The organism is Flavivirga eckloniae (assembly GCF_002886045.1).
GTDB classification, from domain to species: Bacteria; Bacteroidota; Bacteroidia; order Flavobacteriales; family Flavobacteriaceae; genus Flavivirga; species Flavivirga eckloniae.
In genome coordinates this window covers 5,361,040-5,379,677 of sequence record NZ_CP025791.1, presented here as the reverse complement: position 1 = coordinate 5,379,677, position 18,638 = coordinate 5,361,040, and the positions used below count along the sequence as shown (strand labels likewise).

11 protein-coding genes are annotated in these 18,638 nt (G+C 31.8%); 1 reads left to right on the top strand and 10 read right to left on the bottom strand.

Going from position 1 to position 18,638, the window contains the following annotated elements:
• Positions 1-6 precede the first annotated feature (6 nt).
• The 5 genes from C1H87_RS22155 to C1H87_RS22135 form a co-directional block, all read right to left on the bottom strand.
• Positions 7-921 carry a tail fiber protein gene (locus C1H87_RS22155; protein ID WP_158655327.1) on the bottom strand — a complete coding sequence of 305 codons (915 nt, stop codon included), beginning with the start codon at positions 919-921 and terminating at the stop codon, positions 7-9.
• Between the two features lie 157 nt (positions 922-1,078).
• Positions 1,079-1,717: a response regulator gene (locus C1H87_RS22150; protein WP_102757914.1), complete on the bottom strand. Its 639-nt coding sequence runs from the start codon at positions 1,715-1,717 to the stop codon at positions 1,079-1,081.
• 2 nt (positions 1,718-1,719) lie between these two features.
• Positions 1,720-3,741 (bottom strand): ATP-binding protein, encoded by a 2,022-nt coding sequence (locus C1H87_RS22145; protein WP_102757913.1) that lies wholly within the window; start codon positions 3,739-3,741, stop codon positions 1,720-1,722.
• A gap of 431 nt (positions 3,742-4,172) precedes the next feature.
• Positions 4,173-5,132, bottom strand: a complete 960-nt coding sequence (locus tag C1H87_RS22140; RefSeq protein ID WP_102757912.1) for a Fic family protein — start codon at positions 5,130-5,132, stop codon at positions 4,173-4,175.
• Between the two features lie 433 nt (positions 5,133-5,565).
• Positions 5,566-6,882, bottom strand: coding sequence for an SGNH/GDSL hydrolase family protein (locus C1H87_RS22135; protein WP_102757911.1), 1,317 nt, complete (start codon positions 6,880-6,882; stop codon positions 5,566-5,568).
• Between the two features lie 187 nt (positions 6,883-7,069).
• Between C1H87_RS22135 and C1H87_RS22130 the strand changes: the two genes are divergently transcribed.
• Positions 7,070-8,626, top strand: a complete 1,557-nt coding sequence (locus C1H87_RS22130) for a helix-turn-helix transcriptional regulator (protein WP_102757910.1) — start codon at positions 7,070-7,072, stop codon at positions 8,624-8,626.
• A 508-nt stretch (positions 8,627-9,134) separates the two neighbouring features.
• Here the strand turns inward: C1H87_RS22130 and C1H87_RS22120 are convergent.
• The 5 genes from C1H87_RS22120 to C1H87_RS22100 all read right to left on the bottom strand — a co-directional run bounded on the left by C1H87_RS22120 (position 9,135) and on the right by C1H87_RS22100 (position 18,500).
• On the bottom strand, positions 9,135-10,205 hold the full coding sequence (locus C1H87_RS22120; RefSeq protein ID WP_158655326.1) for a hypothetical protein: 1,071 nt from the start codon (positions 10,203-10,205) through the stop codon (positions 9,135-9,137).
• A gap of 312 nt (positions 10,206-10,517) precedes the next feature.
• A complete protein-coding gene (locus C1H87_RS22115; protein ID WP_158655325.1) occupies positions 10,518-13,781 on the bottom strand; it encodes a SusC/RagA family TonB-linked outer membrane protein in 3,264 nt (1,087 codons plus the stop codon).
• Between the two features lie 284 nt (positions 13,782-14,065).
• Positions 14,066-15,253: a FecR family protein gene (locus tag C1H87_RS22110; RefSeq protein ID WP_102757907.1), complete on the bottom strand. Its 1,188-nt coding sequence runs from the start codon at positions 15,251-15,253 to the stop codon at positions 14,066-14,068.
• A gap of 80 nt (positions 15,254-15,333) precedes the next feature.
• Complete coding sequence (locus C1H87_RS22105) at positions 15,334-15,864, bottom strand: RNA polymerase sigma-70 factor (protein ID WP_102757906.1); 531 nt, start codon at positions 15,862-15,864, stop codon at positions 15,334-15,336.
• A gap of 1,070 nt (positions 15,865-16,934) precedes the next feature.
• Positions 16,935-18,500, bottom strand: a complete 1,566-nt coding sequence (locus tag C1H87_RS22100) for an alpha-L-fucosidase (RefSeq protein ID WP_102757905.1) — start codon at positions 18,498-18,500, stop codon at positions 16,935-16,937.
• Between the last annotated feature and the right edge of the window lie 138 nt (positions 18,501-18,638).

Sequence of the window (18,638 nt, the reverse complement as noted above, 5' to 3'; positions counted from 1 at the left end):
TATAGTTTATAGTTTAATGATGTAGTTAACACCGTAACTTACAGGACGTGTTTCACCTAGTGTACCTGTAGCCCCGGTTAGTCCTGTGATTTGATGAGAATGAATGCCAGCTGCTAGGGCACCATCATTAACTGTTCCTGTTCCAGCAGCAGATTGGTTTTGAAAAGCATTTGTGGCTCCAGAACTACCCCCATTTCTAGGTTCAAAGAAACGAAAAGGTTGTCTTAAATCATGTGTATGCTGCCCCGCATTGGCCGCTTCTAAGCTTCCCGCTGTATGATCATGAGATTGAAAGCCATCCTTTTGTTTAACTCCTAAAGCGATGCCAGCATAATTGGTACCTTCATAAGCTTGAGAACCGGCACCTCGCAAATACATGGCCTGTAAATTTGGGGCAATGTTACTGCCCAACAAGTCAATAAGTTTTTGTGAGCCATTGATTCCTACTAAAGACCTCCCATCGCATAACACCCAACCTGTTGGAGCTGTTGTTCCTACAAAAGGCATAATAGCCCCAGTTGGCACCCCGTTATTGGCGGCTATAGCATAAGGCACGTGTTTTAACTTTTCTTCTGAAATGACCTGTTGCCCTTCACTTATTTTTAAATACACCTGTTGGTTTGCAAATATGGGATTATTAGTTGCCGCTGGACTTATAATATGTGAAAACACGCCAAAGGCATCTGTCGTCAAATTAACAGTTTCTGGATTACCAATAACTACTTTAGTATTACCGTTATTGGCATCTAAATAATACAACTCAAACGTTAAAGAAATAGTAGCATTTGTTTTAGCTGTATTATTGCCATCTCTTGCTATACCTTGTACAGCTATATCTGCTATTTCTGCAGAGGTTTGTGCATAATTAAAAGTTGCTGTAAAAAGCATTAATAGCGTTAAAAGTGTAAATTTTGTTTTCATGGTTATTATTGTTAATTCGTTATACTCTTTTTTGAGGAAAGGATATACATCCAATGCTAGTGCAAGGTATAACTAGGGGTATTCTATAACAATACGTATCACTTGCAAATACTACGTAACCCTACGTAGCGTTTGACATGAAAATTGCTTACCGAATTTATATGGAAAGTATAAGCTCTTTATGTTCCTGAGCCCAAGAACTAAGGGCATCCATTTCGTTTGAAAGGTCTAATTTACGAATGATATTGGAGCGGTGCTTTTCTACAGTCCTACTGGATATGCTTAATAACTCTCCAATTTCTTTAGAAGATTTCCCCTGTGCCACCAATCGGACAATAGTACGTTCTGATGGGCTTAAAAATTTAATTTTTTCAATTTCTGGTGAAATCTGATTCTCAAGTATTTTATTGAATTCTGAGCTAAAGTATGTGCCTCCTTTAAAAACTTCCTGAATGCATTTATGGAGTTCGATTGATGGTTCATCTTTTAAAATGTACCCTTGGATATTAAGTTTTTGCGCTTTTGAAATAAAGCCTTTTTGTTTATGTGATGTCAGGATGATAAATTTTGTTGTTTGTTGCTTATCCAAACATTTTTGAATAACTTCAAAACCTGATAACAAAGGCATTTCTATATCCAAAATGGCAATATCTGGTTGTAATGAAATAATGTCATCTAAAGCTTTTGCACCATTTTCTACTGAAGAAATGATATTATAATTAAACGATTTAAGTTCATCTACTAAACCTCTGAGTAACATCGGGTGGTCATCGGCGACTAAAACAGAAATTTCCATAATTATACTATTGGTATTTGAGCTAGAACCTGCGTTCCTTTTTCTTTTTTACTTTTTATTGACAGGGTGCCTTTTAACATACGTATGCGTTCTGCTATAGTTTTTAAACCTAGACTATGTTGCTTTACAGACGCCACATTATCAAAACCAACTCCGTTGTCTTTTATTAAAACTTCTACAGTATTATTATGTTTTATAATGTTTACGGTTAGTGTTTTAGCCTTAGCATGTTTTAAAGCATTTGTTACCGTTTCTTGAATAAATCTATACAAATTAAGTGTTTCTGTTTCATTAAACTCGTTATCAATATCATCAATCTCTACAGAAAAAAACATATCGGTTTCTTCATCTAAATCATTTAATAATTGTTGAATACTTTCTGTTAAACCTAATTGCTTTAATGCAGCTGGAAATAACCCTCTCGATATACTTCTTACCTCCTCTAAAGCATTATTTGTCATGGTAGATAATTCTTCTTGCTTCAAATTCTGAGCCTTCTTTTTAATTAATGTCAATTGCTGCCCAACACTATCATGTAAATCTTTAGATACCCTAGTTCGTTCTTCTTCTTGTGCAGTTAAAAGGTCTTGAGAAAATTGTTCTTGCAATTGTTCGCGTTTTCTTGCTGCATTTCTAGATCGCCATAACAAGACAATGCCAAATACTGCTAAAAGTCCTAAACCTCCAAATAATAGCCATTGATTTTTTACTTTATTCTTTTCATCTAATAAGGCAATATCACTTTCTTGAGCTTTTATTTTTAAATCACGCTTTTCAGTTTCATACAACGTTTGATAATAAGTTAATGACTTTACATTTTGAACTTTAGATATGGAGTCTTTTATTTTATAGTAATTAATTAAGTGTTTTTCTGAGTTTCTATTATCATTAGTCTTTTTGTAAATATCAGACAAAAACTTTTCAGCATTCATTATTTCTACATACCCTTTGTGCACCCTTTTTAATGCTAAATGCTGTTTTCCATAATCAATAGCTTCTTTAAACTGATTTTTCCCTAAAGCCATTTGTTTTAGAACTTCGATATACATCTCTTTTTGAATACCTTCGGAGTATGTATCTGGATCACTCTTAATTTTATCGAAATATTGTTCTGCTTTTTCTATACTATCATTTTCTGCCAAAGCTATCGTTAAATCACACAAAAAGAAAGGTTCGTAAAAACGTCTGAATTCAGAATTATTATGCCTTAGTGCTAATCGTAAGTTTGATATACGTTTTTTTTGATCGTCAATTAATCTATAATCTGCCGCTGCGTTATAATAAAGTAATGATACTGCAGTTTCTTGTTTAAACGTATTCGATAAAGCTATGGCTTCATTACGCTCTTTTTCTGCTTCTTTATAAAATGCATTTTGACTGTATAAAATTGAAATGTCATTTTTAGCATTTATTAAGTTTAATGTATCCTTCTCTATAGCAAAAATTCTAATAGCTTCCTGAATGTGTTTTGAGGCATCAACTGCTTCTCCCATTTCCATTAAAACACCTCCAGTTTTTAAAGCTATAGTCCCCAATAACGACTGATTACTTGCTTTCAATGCGCAATCTTTAGCTAGATCATAATATTTAAAAGCCATATCAAAATCAACCTGACCAGCATATGAATCTGCGCCATAGAGATAAAACCTTCCTTTAATAGCATTAGATGTTACCGCTTCTATAGTACTCAAAAAATCTTTAAATATTCGCAACCCTTCTTCAGAATCTCCCATTATATTACTATGGTAATGAATAAGTTTACTTGTATTTGTTATTGCAATGTTTAGGGAATCTAACTTTAAAGCATATGTAATGGTTTTTCTTGCTATAGAATCATATTTAAGCGCTTCATCAAATTCTACTAAAGTGGTTAAACTATCCAACCATTTAAGATGTTCAGCGTTTACAGATTGTTTAATTTTTAGTTCTAATTCAGTAATATTCTTTTCAAAATCATTTCTTTGAGCATTTATAGATAATCCTAAAAAAAGAATAATTAGAAAAAAAGATTGTTTTATAATCATATATAGTTTTTATGATTTGAATTTTAGATACAAAATATACAAAAATAGCAGAAACTAAACCGTAAGCAAGTTACATCGACTAAAGGTCTAAAAAATTGTTTAGTTATATTGGAGTTTTAATATATTTTCATCTTATAGAAATTAAATCCACAGTAAAGAAAACAAATCTCATCTTTAATACACTCTCGGATACTCACTAGCATACAGAAACACGCAGCTACATTTACAAAATAAAGACACCGCTCCACAAAGTCTCATCACTTAGCGGAACATTAATAAACAAAGCGTATAAAATTTGAAAGAGGATTACAAAATATAATCAGTATTAAAAATGAAAACTTTATGTGAATATTTTTGGAATTATAGTGACCTCAAAGTCGGGGACTTTGCAGAGCGGGAATAACATTCCCTAGCAATGACCTTATACTTCCTTAAAATTTAAATTGATATTTAGTTAATCTTTTATCTCCGGTTTTAGACAACGTTTGTTGTTCTACAGCCCATTTTAAATCCCTGCTTGCAGTAGCTTGGCTTATATCTTTAAAGTTTTGCAAATAGTCCTTGCGGCTAAATTGATTTTCTTTAATGATATCTTTATATAGTTCAATCCTATCTTGTGTTGTAAGCGTTCTATTCTGCATTTTCAATAGGTTTTCTAAGGCTTGAAGTATAATATTTAACATAAACTCAATAAATGGCGTAGAATGCCCCGATTTATCAGACATACTCAATACCTTATAATATTCCTCCTGATTTTCTTTAATAAGACTTTCTACTGGTAGAAATTCAAATACTGGATATTGTTGCATTAAAATTAGAGTTTGCCATAATCTACCCATACGACCATTACCATCTAAAAAGGGGTGTATAAATTCAAACTCATAATGAAATACACAACTTTTGATAAGCAAAACATCGTTATCTGTTTTAAGATAGTTAAACAAATCATTCATGAGACCTTTAACCATATCTCCACTTGGGGCAAGATGTTCTACTTTTGAGCCTTTAACAATACCAACATTTATAGTTCGTAGCTTTCCTGCACCATCAATCAAGCCATTCATTAAAATTTTGTGAGCTTTTTCTAAATCTTTTAATTTATTTGGATTAAACGTTCGTAACTGCTCATACACTTTTATAGCGTTTTGAACCTCTAAAATATCTTTTTGTGGTGCAATTACTCGCTTATTTTCTAAAAGTGCCGTAATCTGTTCTTTTGTTAGCGTATTACCCTCTATCTCTAAAGAGGATTGTATGGTTTTAATACGGTTCTTTTTTCGTAATTCGGTCGGTGGTTTGTATAAATGAGTTGCACTAATTTCACCGAGTCGTTCTGAAATGGCTACAACTAATTTTAAAGTGTTATCGGTAATCTGATAAGGTGGCTTCATTTATAATAGTATCATTTGATAGTATCACAAAGATAGAAGAATATTATTTAATTTTTAGGGAAGCCCATATGATAAATAAAATAATTACACAATTCACCTCCTCCCGAAAAACTAGACTTTTTAATCTAAATAATAAAACTTTCTACCCTCTAGAACGAATTTCACCGCTCCGCAAAGTCTCATGACTTAGCGGAACATTAATAAACAAAGCGTATAAAATTTGAAAGAAGATTACAAAATATAATCAGTATTAAAAATGAAAACTTTATGTGAATATTTTTGGAATTATAGTGACCTCAAAGTCGGGAGACTTTGCGAAGCGGGAGAAAGAGGCGTTTTATTAAAAATAACAAACAAATATAACCCTCCGAATCCCGATCTCATCGGGATCCACCTCCCTTTTTAAAAGTTGAATTCTTAAGCAAGATTCACGTTAATTAGGTAAATCAAAAATGATAAATTGTCCACAATAAAAAGATGTATCTTCAGGTAAATTGGTCACTTTCAATGTAGTTGTATGTGAGCCTTGAGAAGTTTCAGGAGCGTAAAAAAATTGCGCAAACTTTATAGTTCCCTCTCCATCATTCAGTGTTATTTTTTTTGGAGTACTTCCATCTGTGCTTATTTCCACTTCCATTCCAGTATTTAATGGTATGGTAGTAAAGCCTATTAAAACTCCTTCCCAATTTATTGTTAGTGTTTCCCCTACTTTATCTGTTTTTAAAGCACCTCTTAGCATACCATTAGTTCTGTCTCGATCACTTCTGTAAATAGCATCTGTATTAATGTTAACGGTACTCCAATTAGTATTAGTAGTAGCATTAGTAATTGGAATTAAAGATGCGTTTTGAAAATGATTGATTTTAACTGGGGTAGGCATAGCATGAGTTAAAGGCTTATCGTTATTTTCCATAGCTATAAATGACTTAATCACTGTGTTAGCATAAAGCTCATAACCATCTTTTTTAGGATGAACTCCATCTTTGGAAAAATATAGTTTGCCACTTTCAGGAGCAGGAGCTTTAAAAGTTAGTTTATCTTCTTTAAGTAATTTAACAACCTCTACTCCAAAGTCTATAGATGGAATTCCATATTTATTAGCAACCTCTTCCATGACCTTGCCAATCCAATATTGCTTCCCATTTTGTAAATCATTTAACATCCATTCTCCAATCGTGTATACAAAACAAATATCTGTTTCAGGGTTTTTAGCTCTGATTTCTCTAACTAGACCTTCTATTGACCTGGAAATATCAGCAACACCACCGTTAACTCTAAATTCAACGAAGACTAAATCTGGATTATAATCTAAAAGATCAACTTCTGCTCTACTAGCAGCAAAATCTACACCTGTTCCCGAAATAGCGGCTTCAACTTCAGTTAATGTGGCTGTTGGATATTGTTCTTTAATCCAGTTAAAAGTTAAAGGTCTCCATCCATTTTGATTGGTAATACTTCCTCCTAAATAAGCAACGGTAACATCCTTACCTGTTTTTACTTTAGAAAAAAAGTTAGGGAGACCGTTACGTTCTCTAAATTCTTCAGGAATTTCAGGATTTAGATTAAAAATTCTATTTGCTCTATCATCAGTACCTGTAGTTTCTTCTTCTTCCTCTTCTTCTGCAATAGGATTGCTTTTTATAGATTCGGGTTCTTTAGTATCAGAACAGTTAACTAAAAAAGGTAAAGAAATCATTACGAGTAATAAAAAAAAATAGTTTTTAATATTGGTTTTTATATTATGTTTCATAATTATCAAATTAATAAATCATATAATTGATTGTAAATTTGAGAAAATACAATAATGGATTCTAATTTTAAATATTAGTATTAACTAAGCAGTTTAATTTTTTTAATGTTATCATATAATGTTTTTTTACAAAAAATATTATATATTGTTGATTTACAATTAATTATATAATTTTAAATATTGCACAGTGAATATTAAATATAAGCATATTGAAATTTTGATATTATTCTTTTTATTTTTTAATTCTTTCCAATATTCAATTATAGGGCAACAAAAAATAGTAGCAAAAGATGTTATTAATAATTCCCATAAAGATTTAAAAGAAGAATTTCATTCTAAAATTTTAGATGTAAAACGCTATATGGGATTAGGTCAATATCAAAAGGCCTATGATTTGATTAAAAATATTAATCCTAAAATAAAACAACAAGAATTTATAAGTTATAGAGTAGAATTATTGTATCAGCAATTGGGTTTGTATTTAATTTTTGAGCAAATAGAAAAAGCAAACGCAGTTTTTTATTCGAATTATGAATCTATTGCTAAAGATATTAATGAGCATCAAGATAAAATTCAACTTAACAATAAATTAAACTCTATGCATAGTTGGTTAGAGTCCAGAGGGAATAATAACTTAATTAAAGCTGAAGAAATTTTAATAAAGAGCATTAATTATATAAAGCAAAACGGTCTTGAAAACAGTTTAAGCTTTTTATATACCCAGTTAGGACTTGCAGATTGCTATATATTAATGTATAAGTTTGAACAAGCAAAATCTATTCTGTTAGATATAAAAGGTAAAATTACAGACCCCAAAGATCATATTAATTGTTTACTAAACAGAAGTCTTGGAAATTTCTTTTTTAAAACTAAAAACTATGAAAATGCCATTCTATATTATGAAAAAAGTTTGCAACAAATCAATTCGCAAAAAATACATATAGATATTAAAGTAGAACTTTTAGAAAATTTAGCAGAATTGTACCATAAAAGAGATATGCTTAAAAAAGCGTATAGTTATCTTTTAGAATCAAAATCTATGAATGATAGCTTATTTGGAAGTAGAAGTATGCAGAATAAAGTATTATTTGAAATAAGAGATAAAAATGCAAAACAAATAGCAGAACAAAAGCTTATAATTCTTAAAAGTAAAAAAGATGTTTGGTTTTTAAAATCTGTGATGTACATAAGTAGCTTGGTTCTTTTAATTATTGGGATATTAATTTACTTTTTTAGGAAAATTAAAAAGCAAAAAATAGAGAAAGAGTTTATAGAAGATGAAAAAAGAGCTGAGCATATAAGGCAAAAAAAAGAATTAGAATTAAAAAACAAGGAATTACTTTCGTCTGCTCTTCAACTAATGGAAAAAGAAAACTTACAGGAAGATATTAAAGAGCAACTCAATAAAATTGAATTTAAAGAAGCCAATACACCTATAATTAGAAAAATCATTAGATCTTTAAAAATAGATAGATCTAAAAAGTGGGAAGAGTTTGATATGCATTTTACTGCCTTAAATCATAGCTTTTTTAAAATCTTAAAAGATGAGTTTCCATTATTAACAAAAACAGATTTAAAAATATGTGCCTTTGTTAAGTTAGGTTTTTCAAGTAAAGATATGTCTCAAATCATGGGAATAGGGGTAGAAGGAATAAATACTAGTAGAAGTAGAATTCGAAAGAAGATGAACCTTAAACGAGCAGTTGTCTTAGTAGATTTCCTTCAAAAAATTAAAGAACATTAAGTTGGTATAGAACTATTTAGAATTTACAGAGCATTTATAATTCACATGGATTTGATTCTATTCGAATTACATATATTCCATTTTATTACTCAGGCTTTGTATTAATTAACTCGATTTAAAAGCAGTCTAATTTTAACGATAAATACACTAAAAATGTTACTTGTCACCTTGAGCATTATCGAAATATAAAATGTATTTTATATTGAAGATACCTAGCGAAGCTTAACGAAAGCTCATTAAAACCTATAATTTTAAATAGGTTTCGACTTTAGCCTGTCTTGAGCGGAGTCGAAAGGCTCAACCCGACACTTAAATTAAATCACTGGAATTCAGCATAACAGTGTTATGGTTACGTCGAACTCAGGTTAAATTATAAAGATTTAAACATTATATCTGAAGTAGATAAAAAAATATTCGGTTTTCTTAAAGAAAATGATGAACTGAAATAAAAACGAATTAAAATTATAAAAAAATGCTTTAATTTTTTCTTCAGTAAATAATTAGAGACTCACCTCTTGACCGTATAAAGATTAAGATCTAAATCATAAAATTGCTCTTTAGAATTTAGAATATAAATGTTCGATTTTTTTCTGTTTTCGTTTATCTTTTCAACAGGAATCTCTGGGATAATATGCTCTGGATAATTTTTGTCTAACAACAATTCTGATGAAGCATAATATAAGGCGTAGAATACATTTTCTGATGAAGGTTCAATTCTCCATTCCATTGTTGTTAAATCCATTACGCCATAGCCTTTTTCTGTAACCAAAATTGCATAACCAATGGTTTTGGGTAATATGGTCATGCTATATGGATGTTTAAATTTTTCGGTGGATTCTTTTTGATTTACAGATCTAAAAACATAGCCTAAACTATTATTCTCTATTTCAATCAAAAACCATAAATCCTCTGGGGTAGCGAAAGTATATTTGTAAATAGGACGTTTGCGCATATTCTCAAATCCTTCAATTACATTTCCGTCTTGATTTATAATTGAATAAGTGGTTGTATAATTTTCATGCTTGTTCACTACAGCATAGTACTTTTCATTAAATTTGATGGCATATCTATCAATTCGAGCTTTATTATTGTTAAAGTCATAGTATTTACTATTATAAGAAATGATAGCTCCTTTTTCATTAACTTCAAAACCAGAAATGTCATTATTAATCATTTCTCTATTGTTTCCTGCTTCTTTAAAAGACTCATTATGTACTTGCTCCGAGATGCCATAATCTCCTTCTGAAACATAATAAACATCATAGTTCTTTTTTGAGCCATGTAAAATGGTATAACAACCATCTTCATTGCCTTTTGTTTCAAAAGCGTGATCTGCAACAAGTCTTGGATTAAAAAAAATAGGCTTCTTAAAAATGGGCTCTGTAATTTTTTTTCTTGATTCTTTATGTAGAAACCCCCATTTTTTATCTTTTTCTAAATAATAAGGTACAAGATTTTTAGATTTATAAGGTTTTATTTTGCTCAGCAGTTGTGCTTCTAGTTTTTCTTTACAACCAAGCTTTTGCGAGAATACATTTAAAGGAAAAATAATAATTAGAGCTAATAATATTTTGTACATCTTATTAAGAATTGGGGTTATTTTCGCTTTTATTATCATATTTAAAAAGAATCAAATAATTGGATACTTTTTTAAGATGATATTTTTTTTTGACTCAAAAATATAATTATTTCTCTGACCTAAAGAAGATATGTTCGTTTTTTCGATAAAAAAACAAAATGCAATTAATTGTATTCCAATGATATCAAATAAAATTACTGTCTGTTTACGAAAGTAATATATCTTATTTTATAGAGGATAACAATACAAAAGGCACAAATATGAGACAAAATAATTAAACACAATAATTTCATAAACATCTTATTTTTTATGTTAAAAATCTAGCTCCAATCCCAGTGTTAAATATCGCAATATAGGAAGCGTCATGGTACTGGATTGTTCCGGATCTGCTTTTAAGGATTTGGTAATTGTTAAAAGATTGTGTGCTTGTAGATAGATACTGGCATCTAAACTAGAAAAAGGCTGTTTAGGAATGGTATAACTTAATGAGACATTTCTTAATCGAACAAAGAATGTATCTGTATACTGCGCATTACTATTTCGATAATTGAAAGAAGCTGTGATCGCTTCTATTCCTTCAGCACCTTGACCTAAAGTATAACGTTGTATCGGAGCCTGATCTCCATTTTCTTGCCAACGATTCAGTATAGACGTATGCTGATTAGAAAAATCACCAGGGTGTCTAAAATTGTAAAAAACATTGGTTTCTCTTTGTTTCTTAAACTGGAGAAAAATCTCTAGGTTCAACGCCTTGTAATTAAAAACATTATTAAAACCTCCATGAAATTTTGGAGCCATATCCTCAATCCATTGACGATCTTGAGATGCAGCACTTCGATCTATAACCCCATCTTCATTATAATCTTCAAATTGATATACACCTGTTTCGGGGTTAACACCTGTTACATGGTATAGCTTTTCAATATTTAATGGCCATCCTACCACATATTGATTTGCAAAAGTAGAATCTTCCAAAGCGTCAAATTTCACCAGCTTATTCTTAGGTATTGAAATATTAAAAAACGTGGTCCATTTAAAATTGGGGGTTATAACATTTGCAGAACGAAAATCTATTTCAAAGCCTGTATTCTTTACTGTAGCATCAAAGTTAGCCTTCAAAGAATTAAAACCTGTTGTTTGAGGTAAAGGAATTCCCTGCAAATGGTTGGAAGAACGATTACTATACCATGCCGCCGTAAATAATATATGATCATCTAGAAAGCCCAATTCTAGACCAACTTCAAACTTTTTGGTTTCTTCCCATCCTAAATCTGGGTTGTACAACTTGTCCGGTAATAGTGTCGCCCCAATATAGTTTGCATTATAAAAAGTCCTATAGGTATTGTAAAAGGCATAATCCTTAATATTATCACTACCTGTTATTCCATAACTGGTGCGTAGTTTTCCATAACTTAAAATCCGGTGATTCCTTAAAAAGACTTCTTCTGAAAAGACCCAGGCCGCTCCAACTGCTCCAAAATTACCGAATTGTTTCGCCGGTCCAAATCTACTGGAACCATCTCGACGCCCTACAAGGTTCATAGTATATTTTCCTGCCCAATTAAAATTTAGTCTCCCAAATACAGAATGATAATTATACTTGGTTTTATTATTAAAGCCATCTGTGATTCTATCGGCTGCAAAAACATTCAGGATTTGACTGTTGTTCTGGAATCCTTCTGCAGATATGAAAACACGGTTTGTTAGACTTTGCTGAAATGTGGTTCCAAAAAGGGCAATGAAATTTGCCTTACCCAAATCCTTTTTCCACTTAATTTGTGGCTCCACATTCCAGAATTGGCGTGAAGCATTATTTGTAACAATAGACGACCCAGTAGTACTTGTTAATCCAAAAGCCGGATTAAACCTTGTATGTAGAGATACCTTATACTCCTCCTTGTGGTAGTCTGTATAACCCAAATTGGTTCTAAATTCTAAATCCGGGATAGGGCGATAAGAAATTACCAGATTTAATAAAAGACTTCTATTCTTTGTCCGATATTCCCCTTCTAACATTCCAAAAGGATTACCCACCAAAGTTGGAGTCCATCCTTCCCAATTCAAAACACCTTTATCGTTATAGGGTTCTGGAGCATTTGGTGCCAGATTATTAGCTTCTTTCGTAAGATCAGCAAGCGGAAGGCGATTGTCGTCAAAAATATAGTTTGTTAAAACATCTACCTGAAAACGTCCATTTGACGACTGATGATTAAGATTACTCTGCATAGATGCCTTTAAGTATTTCGAGTTTCCTGGAAATACGGTGGTCTCATTTTGATAGCTTCCACTAAATAAAAATTGCGTTTGTTTAGTGCCTCCGGAAAAAGATATGTACCCCATATTACGGTTTGCTGTACCTCCAATAAGTACTTTTTGCCAATCTGTGTAGCGATTTTGATCCCACTCAAATAAGTCCGGCATAATATCTTGTATGAAATGAGGTGCCGTCTCAAGTGCAAAGCCATCATTTGTAAGAGCTTCTGATCGCATTTCCAAATACTGCTGTGTATTTAATAAATCTATATAGCGTGACACGTTCGCTAACCCGGTTGTAATCTTTACTTTAGTCCGGGTTTTCCCTGCTTTTCCTCTTTTAGTTGTGATAAGTACCACACCGTTGGCTCCCCGGGAACCATAAAATGCTGTGGCTTCGGCACCCTTAAGTACTTCGACACTTTCTATATCCATAGGGTTAATCAAACCCAATGGGCTTTCTTTCTGTAAAATTGCATTTACTACAGAAAGTGATAACGATTCGGAACTGTACTGTATATCATTTATAATAAACAACGGCTCTGAAGTGGAATTTATAAAGTTTTTACCACGTATAGCTACGTCAAAACCACCTCCAGGTAACCCGGTTTTTTGAGTAATATTGACTCCGGAAAAGTAGCCAGTTATTGCCGCTAACAGATTATTAACCGGCTGCCTTCCAATAGTTTTGGCATCTATCTTATAAACACTCCCCGGTTTTTTTCGATGAGATCTTTTGTTATTGCGCTTCGTGATTTTCACAACATCCAGTTCTTTAATATCTTCTTTAAGAGCTACATTAACACTATTTCGACCTCTAATGGTAACCTCCTTTGTTTTATATCCCATTAATGAAAACACTAAAACAGGCTTCGAATGTGTAACCATGATTGAATACGATCCGTTCAAACCGGTAACGGCTTCTTCTTTGGTCGACCCCTTTATAAAAATATTGACACCTTGTATCACCTGGCCTGACCGATCTTTTACAACACCAAAAATTATTCTTTCCTCTGGTTTATTTTTAATCGCTTTCTTCCTAATTAAAATACGTTTTTTCTTCTCCTTTACTCTATAACTAAAACCTTCTGAAGGAATACTTTTCTTCAATAGATGTTCGAAATGAATAGTTCCTTTTTTGAGTATTACTTTAGGGCAATCGTCAAACCAACTTTCACTATAAAAAGATAAATAACCTGTTTGGTTTTTAATAATACCGAATACCTGACTTACAGTCACTTCCAAGGTTGAATCTATTTTAACCTCGGTATTTTGAGAGTATGTATGCCCCGGTATAAAAATGAACAAAGCGATACAAAACAATAGTTTTAATGTGCGTATAATATATTTTGAGAGAGTTTTCGTTAGATAAAATATTAGTTAATGTAATTTCTGTAGTTTAATTACTACCGTAGTTAAATTTTTAACTAAGTAATAAATACTAAAAGAAAGAGTGCAGCATCTTACTATTTTGGGTATCAACTACGTTCCACTTTCTATACTTTAATTTGGTAAGGGTTATTTATTTATTAGTTTACCATTGGTTAATCTTTATAGGCTATTAACTCATTCATTAAAACAGTGTTTTAGGTTTTTTACCCGATTATCTATCTAATAATTAGCATTTTATTTTTTATATAATAGCTATTAATGTCATTTGTGTATTTAATGACAGACAAAACGTCTTCTATTGAATTGCTTTTGTTGAACGATCCCGTATACGTTTTAACTTCTACATCTTTGTTTTCAAATATCACTTCCATGTCGTACCAACGAGAAAGGATTTTCATGATATCCTTTAAGGTTTTGTTTTGGAAACTAAACTCTCCTTCTTTCCATGAAATTTCATTATGCATATTATCGACTGTTTCTATATTAATGTCATTATTTTTAGTATTTAGATTTAGTTGCTGAGCTGGCTCAAGAACTTGTTCCTTATCCTGACTTTTAATAACCACTTTACCTTCAATTAAGGTGGTATAAATGTTTGTTTCTTCTTTGTAGGCTCTGATGTTAAACTCAGTTCCTAAAACCTCGATTTCCTGAAATTGGTTAGACACATTAAACTTAGTACCATGATGTAATGTACTCGAGGACACATCAAAATAGGCTTCACCGTAAAGAAGTTCAACCCGCCTAGTTTCAAAATCATTAAACATGATCGGATATCTAAGCTGGGATTCCGAATTTAGCCAAACTTTAGTGCCATCTGATAATATTATTCGAAATTGCCCTCCTCTAGGAACTGTTAGCATATTATAGGCAATTCCCTTTGCTTCTGTTTCTATTTTGTTTACCTGCTCTCTAGATACGTATATTAGTTCTTCACCATTGCTGGTCATGGTATTTGATTGGTAAGGCTGGTCTTTTTCTAATTGCACTTCAGAACCGTTTGCCAATGTTAAAACTGCTTTGTCCGTACCTGCCTTTATTGTTTTCTCAGCTGCAATTACCGTATCAATCCACAATTCGTAATCTTTATTTAAAAGAAAAGTAATACCAAGTAGAATGACCAAAGATGCTGCAACCGCACTGTACCAAAACGTTCTTCGTTTGATTGCTCTTTGCTTGTTATGATTAATTATTATGGCATCCCAGGCTTCTTGCGTATTTAATTTATTTTTAAATTGTAATCGTTCCTCTCTTTTATTTTTATTAATAACATTAAATATTATACGTTTTTTATCTTCTTTAGTGAGTGTATCAAATTCTTCTAAATCGATGGGGAGGGCACCCTTTAATAGTGAAGCAGCGATCTTCTTAGAAAGTGATTTAATTTTATCTAAATTGTCCATGATTCTAAAGAATTAATAATAGATGTATATAATAATAGCGTAAAGAAAAAGAAAGGGAGTGGTAAGAAATTAAAAAAGTTTTATTTAATTATTAAGCAACTTAAAATTTTTCGAAGTTTCTCATAAGCCTTTTTCTTGTGGTCCTTGACCGTGTTAATGGATATATTCATTTCTTCTGCTATTTCATGGTTTTTATAATTTTCAATGCTTAATTTTATAACCTCTGCGCATTTATCAGGTAGAGATTCGATCGCTCTTTCAACAACCTCTGATGTTTCAAGAGTAATAATTTCTGATATAAGGTAATTTTCCTTTTGTAAAACTTCTAAATCTTCCGAAGAATAGGTTTTAACATCTTTAGCATATTTACTCCGCTTAAAATCCAAACATTTATTCTTTACTGCTGTATAAAAATATCCTTCGATATTGTCTTTATTTTTAAGAGGCACCCTCTTCTCTAATACTTTCGTAAAGACATCCTGAACAATGTCTTTAGAAAGGTCTAAATCATTAATAAAACCATACGCTAAAAGACATAATTTTTTATATTCACTATTAAAAATCTTTTCTAACTCTTTTAATGTTAACTTGTGTGCTTTATTTTGATTCATATATTCGCTAAAAAAAGTTCTAAAGGGAAACTTCCATTTTAAGTGATAACAGTCATAGTCACCATATTTTTTTGGGTATTAAAATATATTCTCAGGAAACTCGATAATATAATTATCTGTTCTTCCTGAATTACAAAGAACTTTTTAAAACCAACTATTTTCTTAGCAAATCCATAGGCATATACTACGACTTCAGTTTATGTCAAGCCTTTCAACTTTGTTCAAGATAAACTGAAGCTAAAGTACCTGGTAGGGTTTAGCTGGCTTCATACCCAATAAATTTGAGCACATGTTTTAACCTTTCGGATCAAAACACGAAATTCTGTAATGTTGTCCTTCTTAAAAGACAAGACTTTAAAGTTATCAACCAGAGTTAGAGTGTATTGATAACATTATTTTTAAACCATATACAACCGTAAACAATTTTGTACAGTCATATATAACTATAACGTGAAGGAATAAAAGGGAGTGGTAAAAAAATAAAAAGTTTTTGTTTAATTTTTAATTAACCTGAATCTTTTCGTAGTCTTTAATAAGTAGTTTTTTTAATATAGACTTAAATCTTTCTTTACTTTTCTTGCAAGACAATATTCTCCAGTCGTATTGAACAAAAAAGAATCTATTAGGACTCGATTTTCATCATTACTCCATGGGTAAAATGTTTTCCCGGTTTTAAAACGATGGACGAGTTTAAATTTAACGTATTCGACGTAACCATAATATTATCATACTGAATGTCAGCGATTTAACTTAAGTGTCGGGTTGAGCGCAGTCGAAACCTATTTAAAATTATAGGTTTTAATGACCTTTCGACTGCGCTCAAGGTGACAAGTAACATTTTTAGTGTATTTATCGTTAAAATTAGACTGCTTTTAAATCGAACTCAGGTTAAATTTATTAACTAACCGATTTCCTTTCTCTTATGGAAAAACAATTTGTGTCATCCATTTTGGAAATTCATTAATTACTATCATCCAAACTATTGATAATTCTAAAAGACAGAAATAAATTTATAAAATTCGAGTCTCTTATTCTGTGGGAAATAATAAAATGTAATAAGATTAATAAGCCTATTTAAATTCTAACTTAAAAACAGTAGCTAACTCATTCATGTCCGAGCTCTCGGGGGTAGTAATTGTAATCGTTTCATCATGTCTTGACCATTTTAACTGTGTATTACTACCAAGAACGGAAATATTTTTAACTGATGCCTCCTTATTTGAATCGAAGACATGTTTTATCTGTATATCAGAATTAGCTTTAGGTAGTCCCAAGGCATAGATGTAAATAGTATTACCATCTTTAGAGGTAGTAAAACGAAAATCATTTTCATTATACTTTGTTGTTGCCGATTGTCCGCCAAAATGTCCTTCCTCAAAATTGGCAATCCCATAGCCATATATTGAATGTACACGTGTTTTATAAACGGCTTCTTCATGTAGGTCAATCCATTCTCCAATGGTCTTAAGAATGTCACGTTGTTCCTTATTAATGACTCCAGTTGCCGTTGGTGAAACATTTAACAAGACAATCCCTTTTTTACTCCATACATCAATCATGTTCCTAATAATCAAAGAAGGCTCTTTATATACTTGATCCTTTGTGTAACACCACGAACCATCGCTAATGGTAATATCCGTCATCCAGTAGTCTTCAGATATTTCAGTTTTGCCTCCTTGTTCCATATCCAACAAACTCACACTTTCTGGTAAATCCTTTTGTTTATGAATTGCCAGAGGTTCTTGATTTCTATTGGTAGCTGTATTAAAATGATGAGCAACCATTTGTTGCTTGTAATTTTCTGGTATTATATCTAACCATGAATCAAACCAAATAATATCAGGAGCATAGCCATCAACCACCTCTTTGATTTGGTCGAGCCAATATTGATTGAATTCTTCGGCTTCAAGGTTTCCATACAACTTCCTCAACTTCGGATCGGTGGTAGAAGTAATATAGTCTGGATGATAAGGGTAATGACTATTTTTACTAATATTTGGTCCTTTTCCCAGCCAATTGGTTGAATCTTTAGCATACCTTTGCCCCACTCTCGCGTGGTGAAATGTGGCAATAGTTTTCATATTCTTTTTACCGAGCGCTTTAAATAATTCTCCTGTAATATCTCTCTTTGGCCCCATCTCTTTTACATTCCATGGGTTAACCTTACTACCCCACATGGCAAAACCATCATGATGCTGTGCAACAGGGCCAGCAAACTTGGCTCCAGCATCGTCAAATAGAGTTGCCCATTCATTTGCATCAAACTCTTCTGCCTTGAACATGGGAATAAAGTCGTGATAATTAAATTCCTTAACAGAACCGTATGTTTTTTCATGATGGGGATAAACTTCCCAACCCCATTCATTTCCCCTATTAGGAAAATACATCCATCTTGGATACCATTCGCCATCAAATGCAGGTACGCTATAAACTCCCCAATGAAAATATATTCCGAGTTTGGAATCTTTAAACCACTCTGGTTCTCTTTCTATTTTTGAAAGCGATTCCCAATTTTCTTCAAATTTCAAAAGTGTAGTCTCTTCTTTTGATTCCAGTTCATCATTTTTGGATACGTTCTTACAGCCCATTAAAACGGCTATTATCCCTAACACTAAAGCTATTCTATTTATTTTCATCTTTTTTATTCATTTATGAAAGCAATCAACTTACATCTATTACCGGTACGCATGTTTCTATTTTTGCTAATCTCCGTTCTAATGAATCTTGAACTTTTTAGCTGTCTTTTTTGCTTTTCGATGTTCCAAACAAATCAA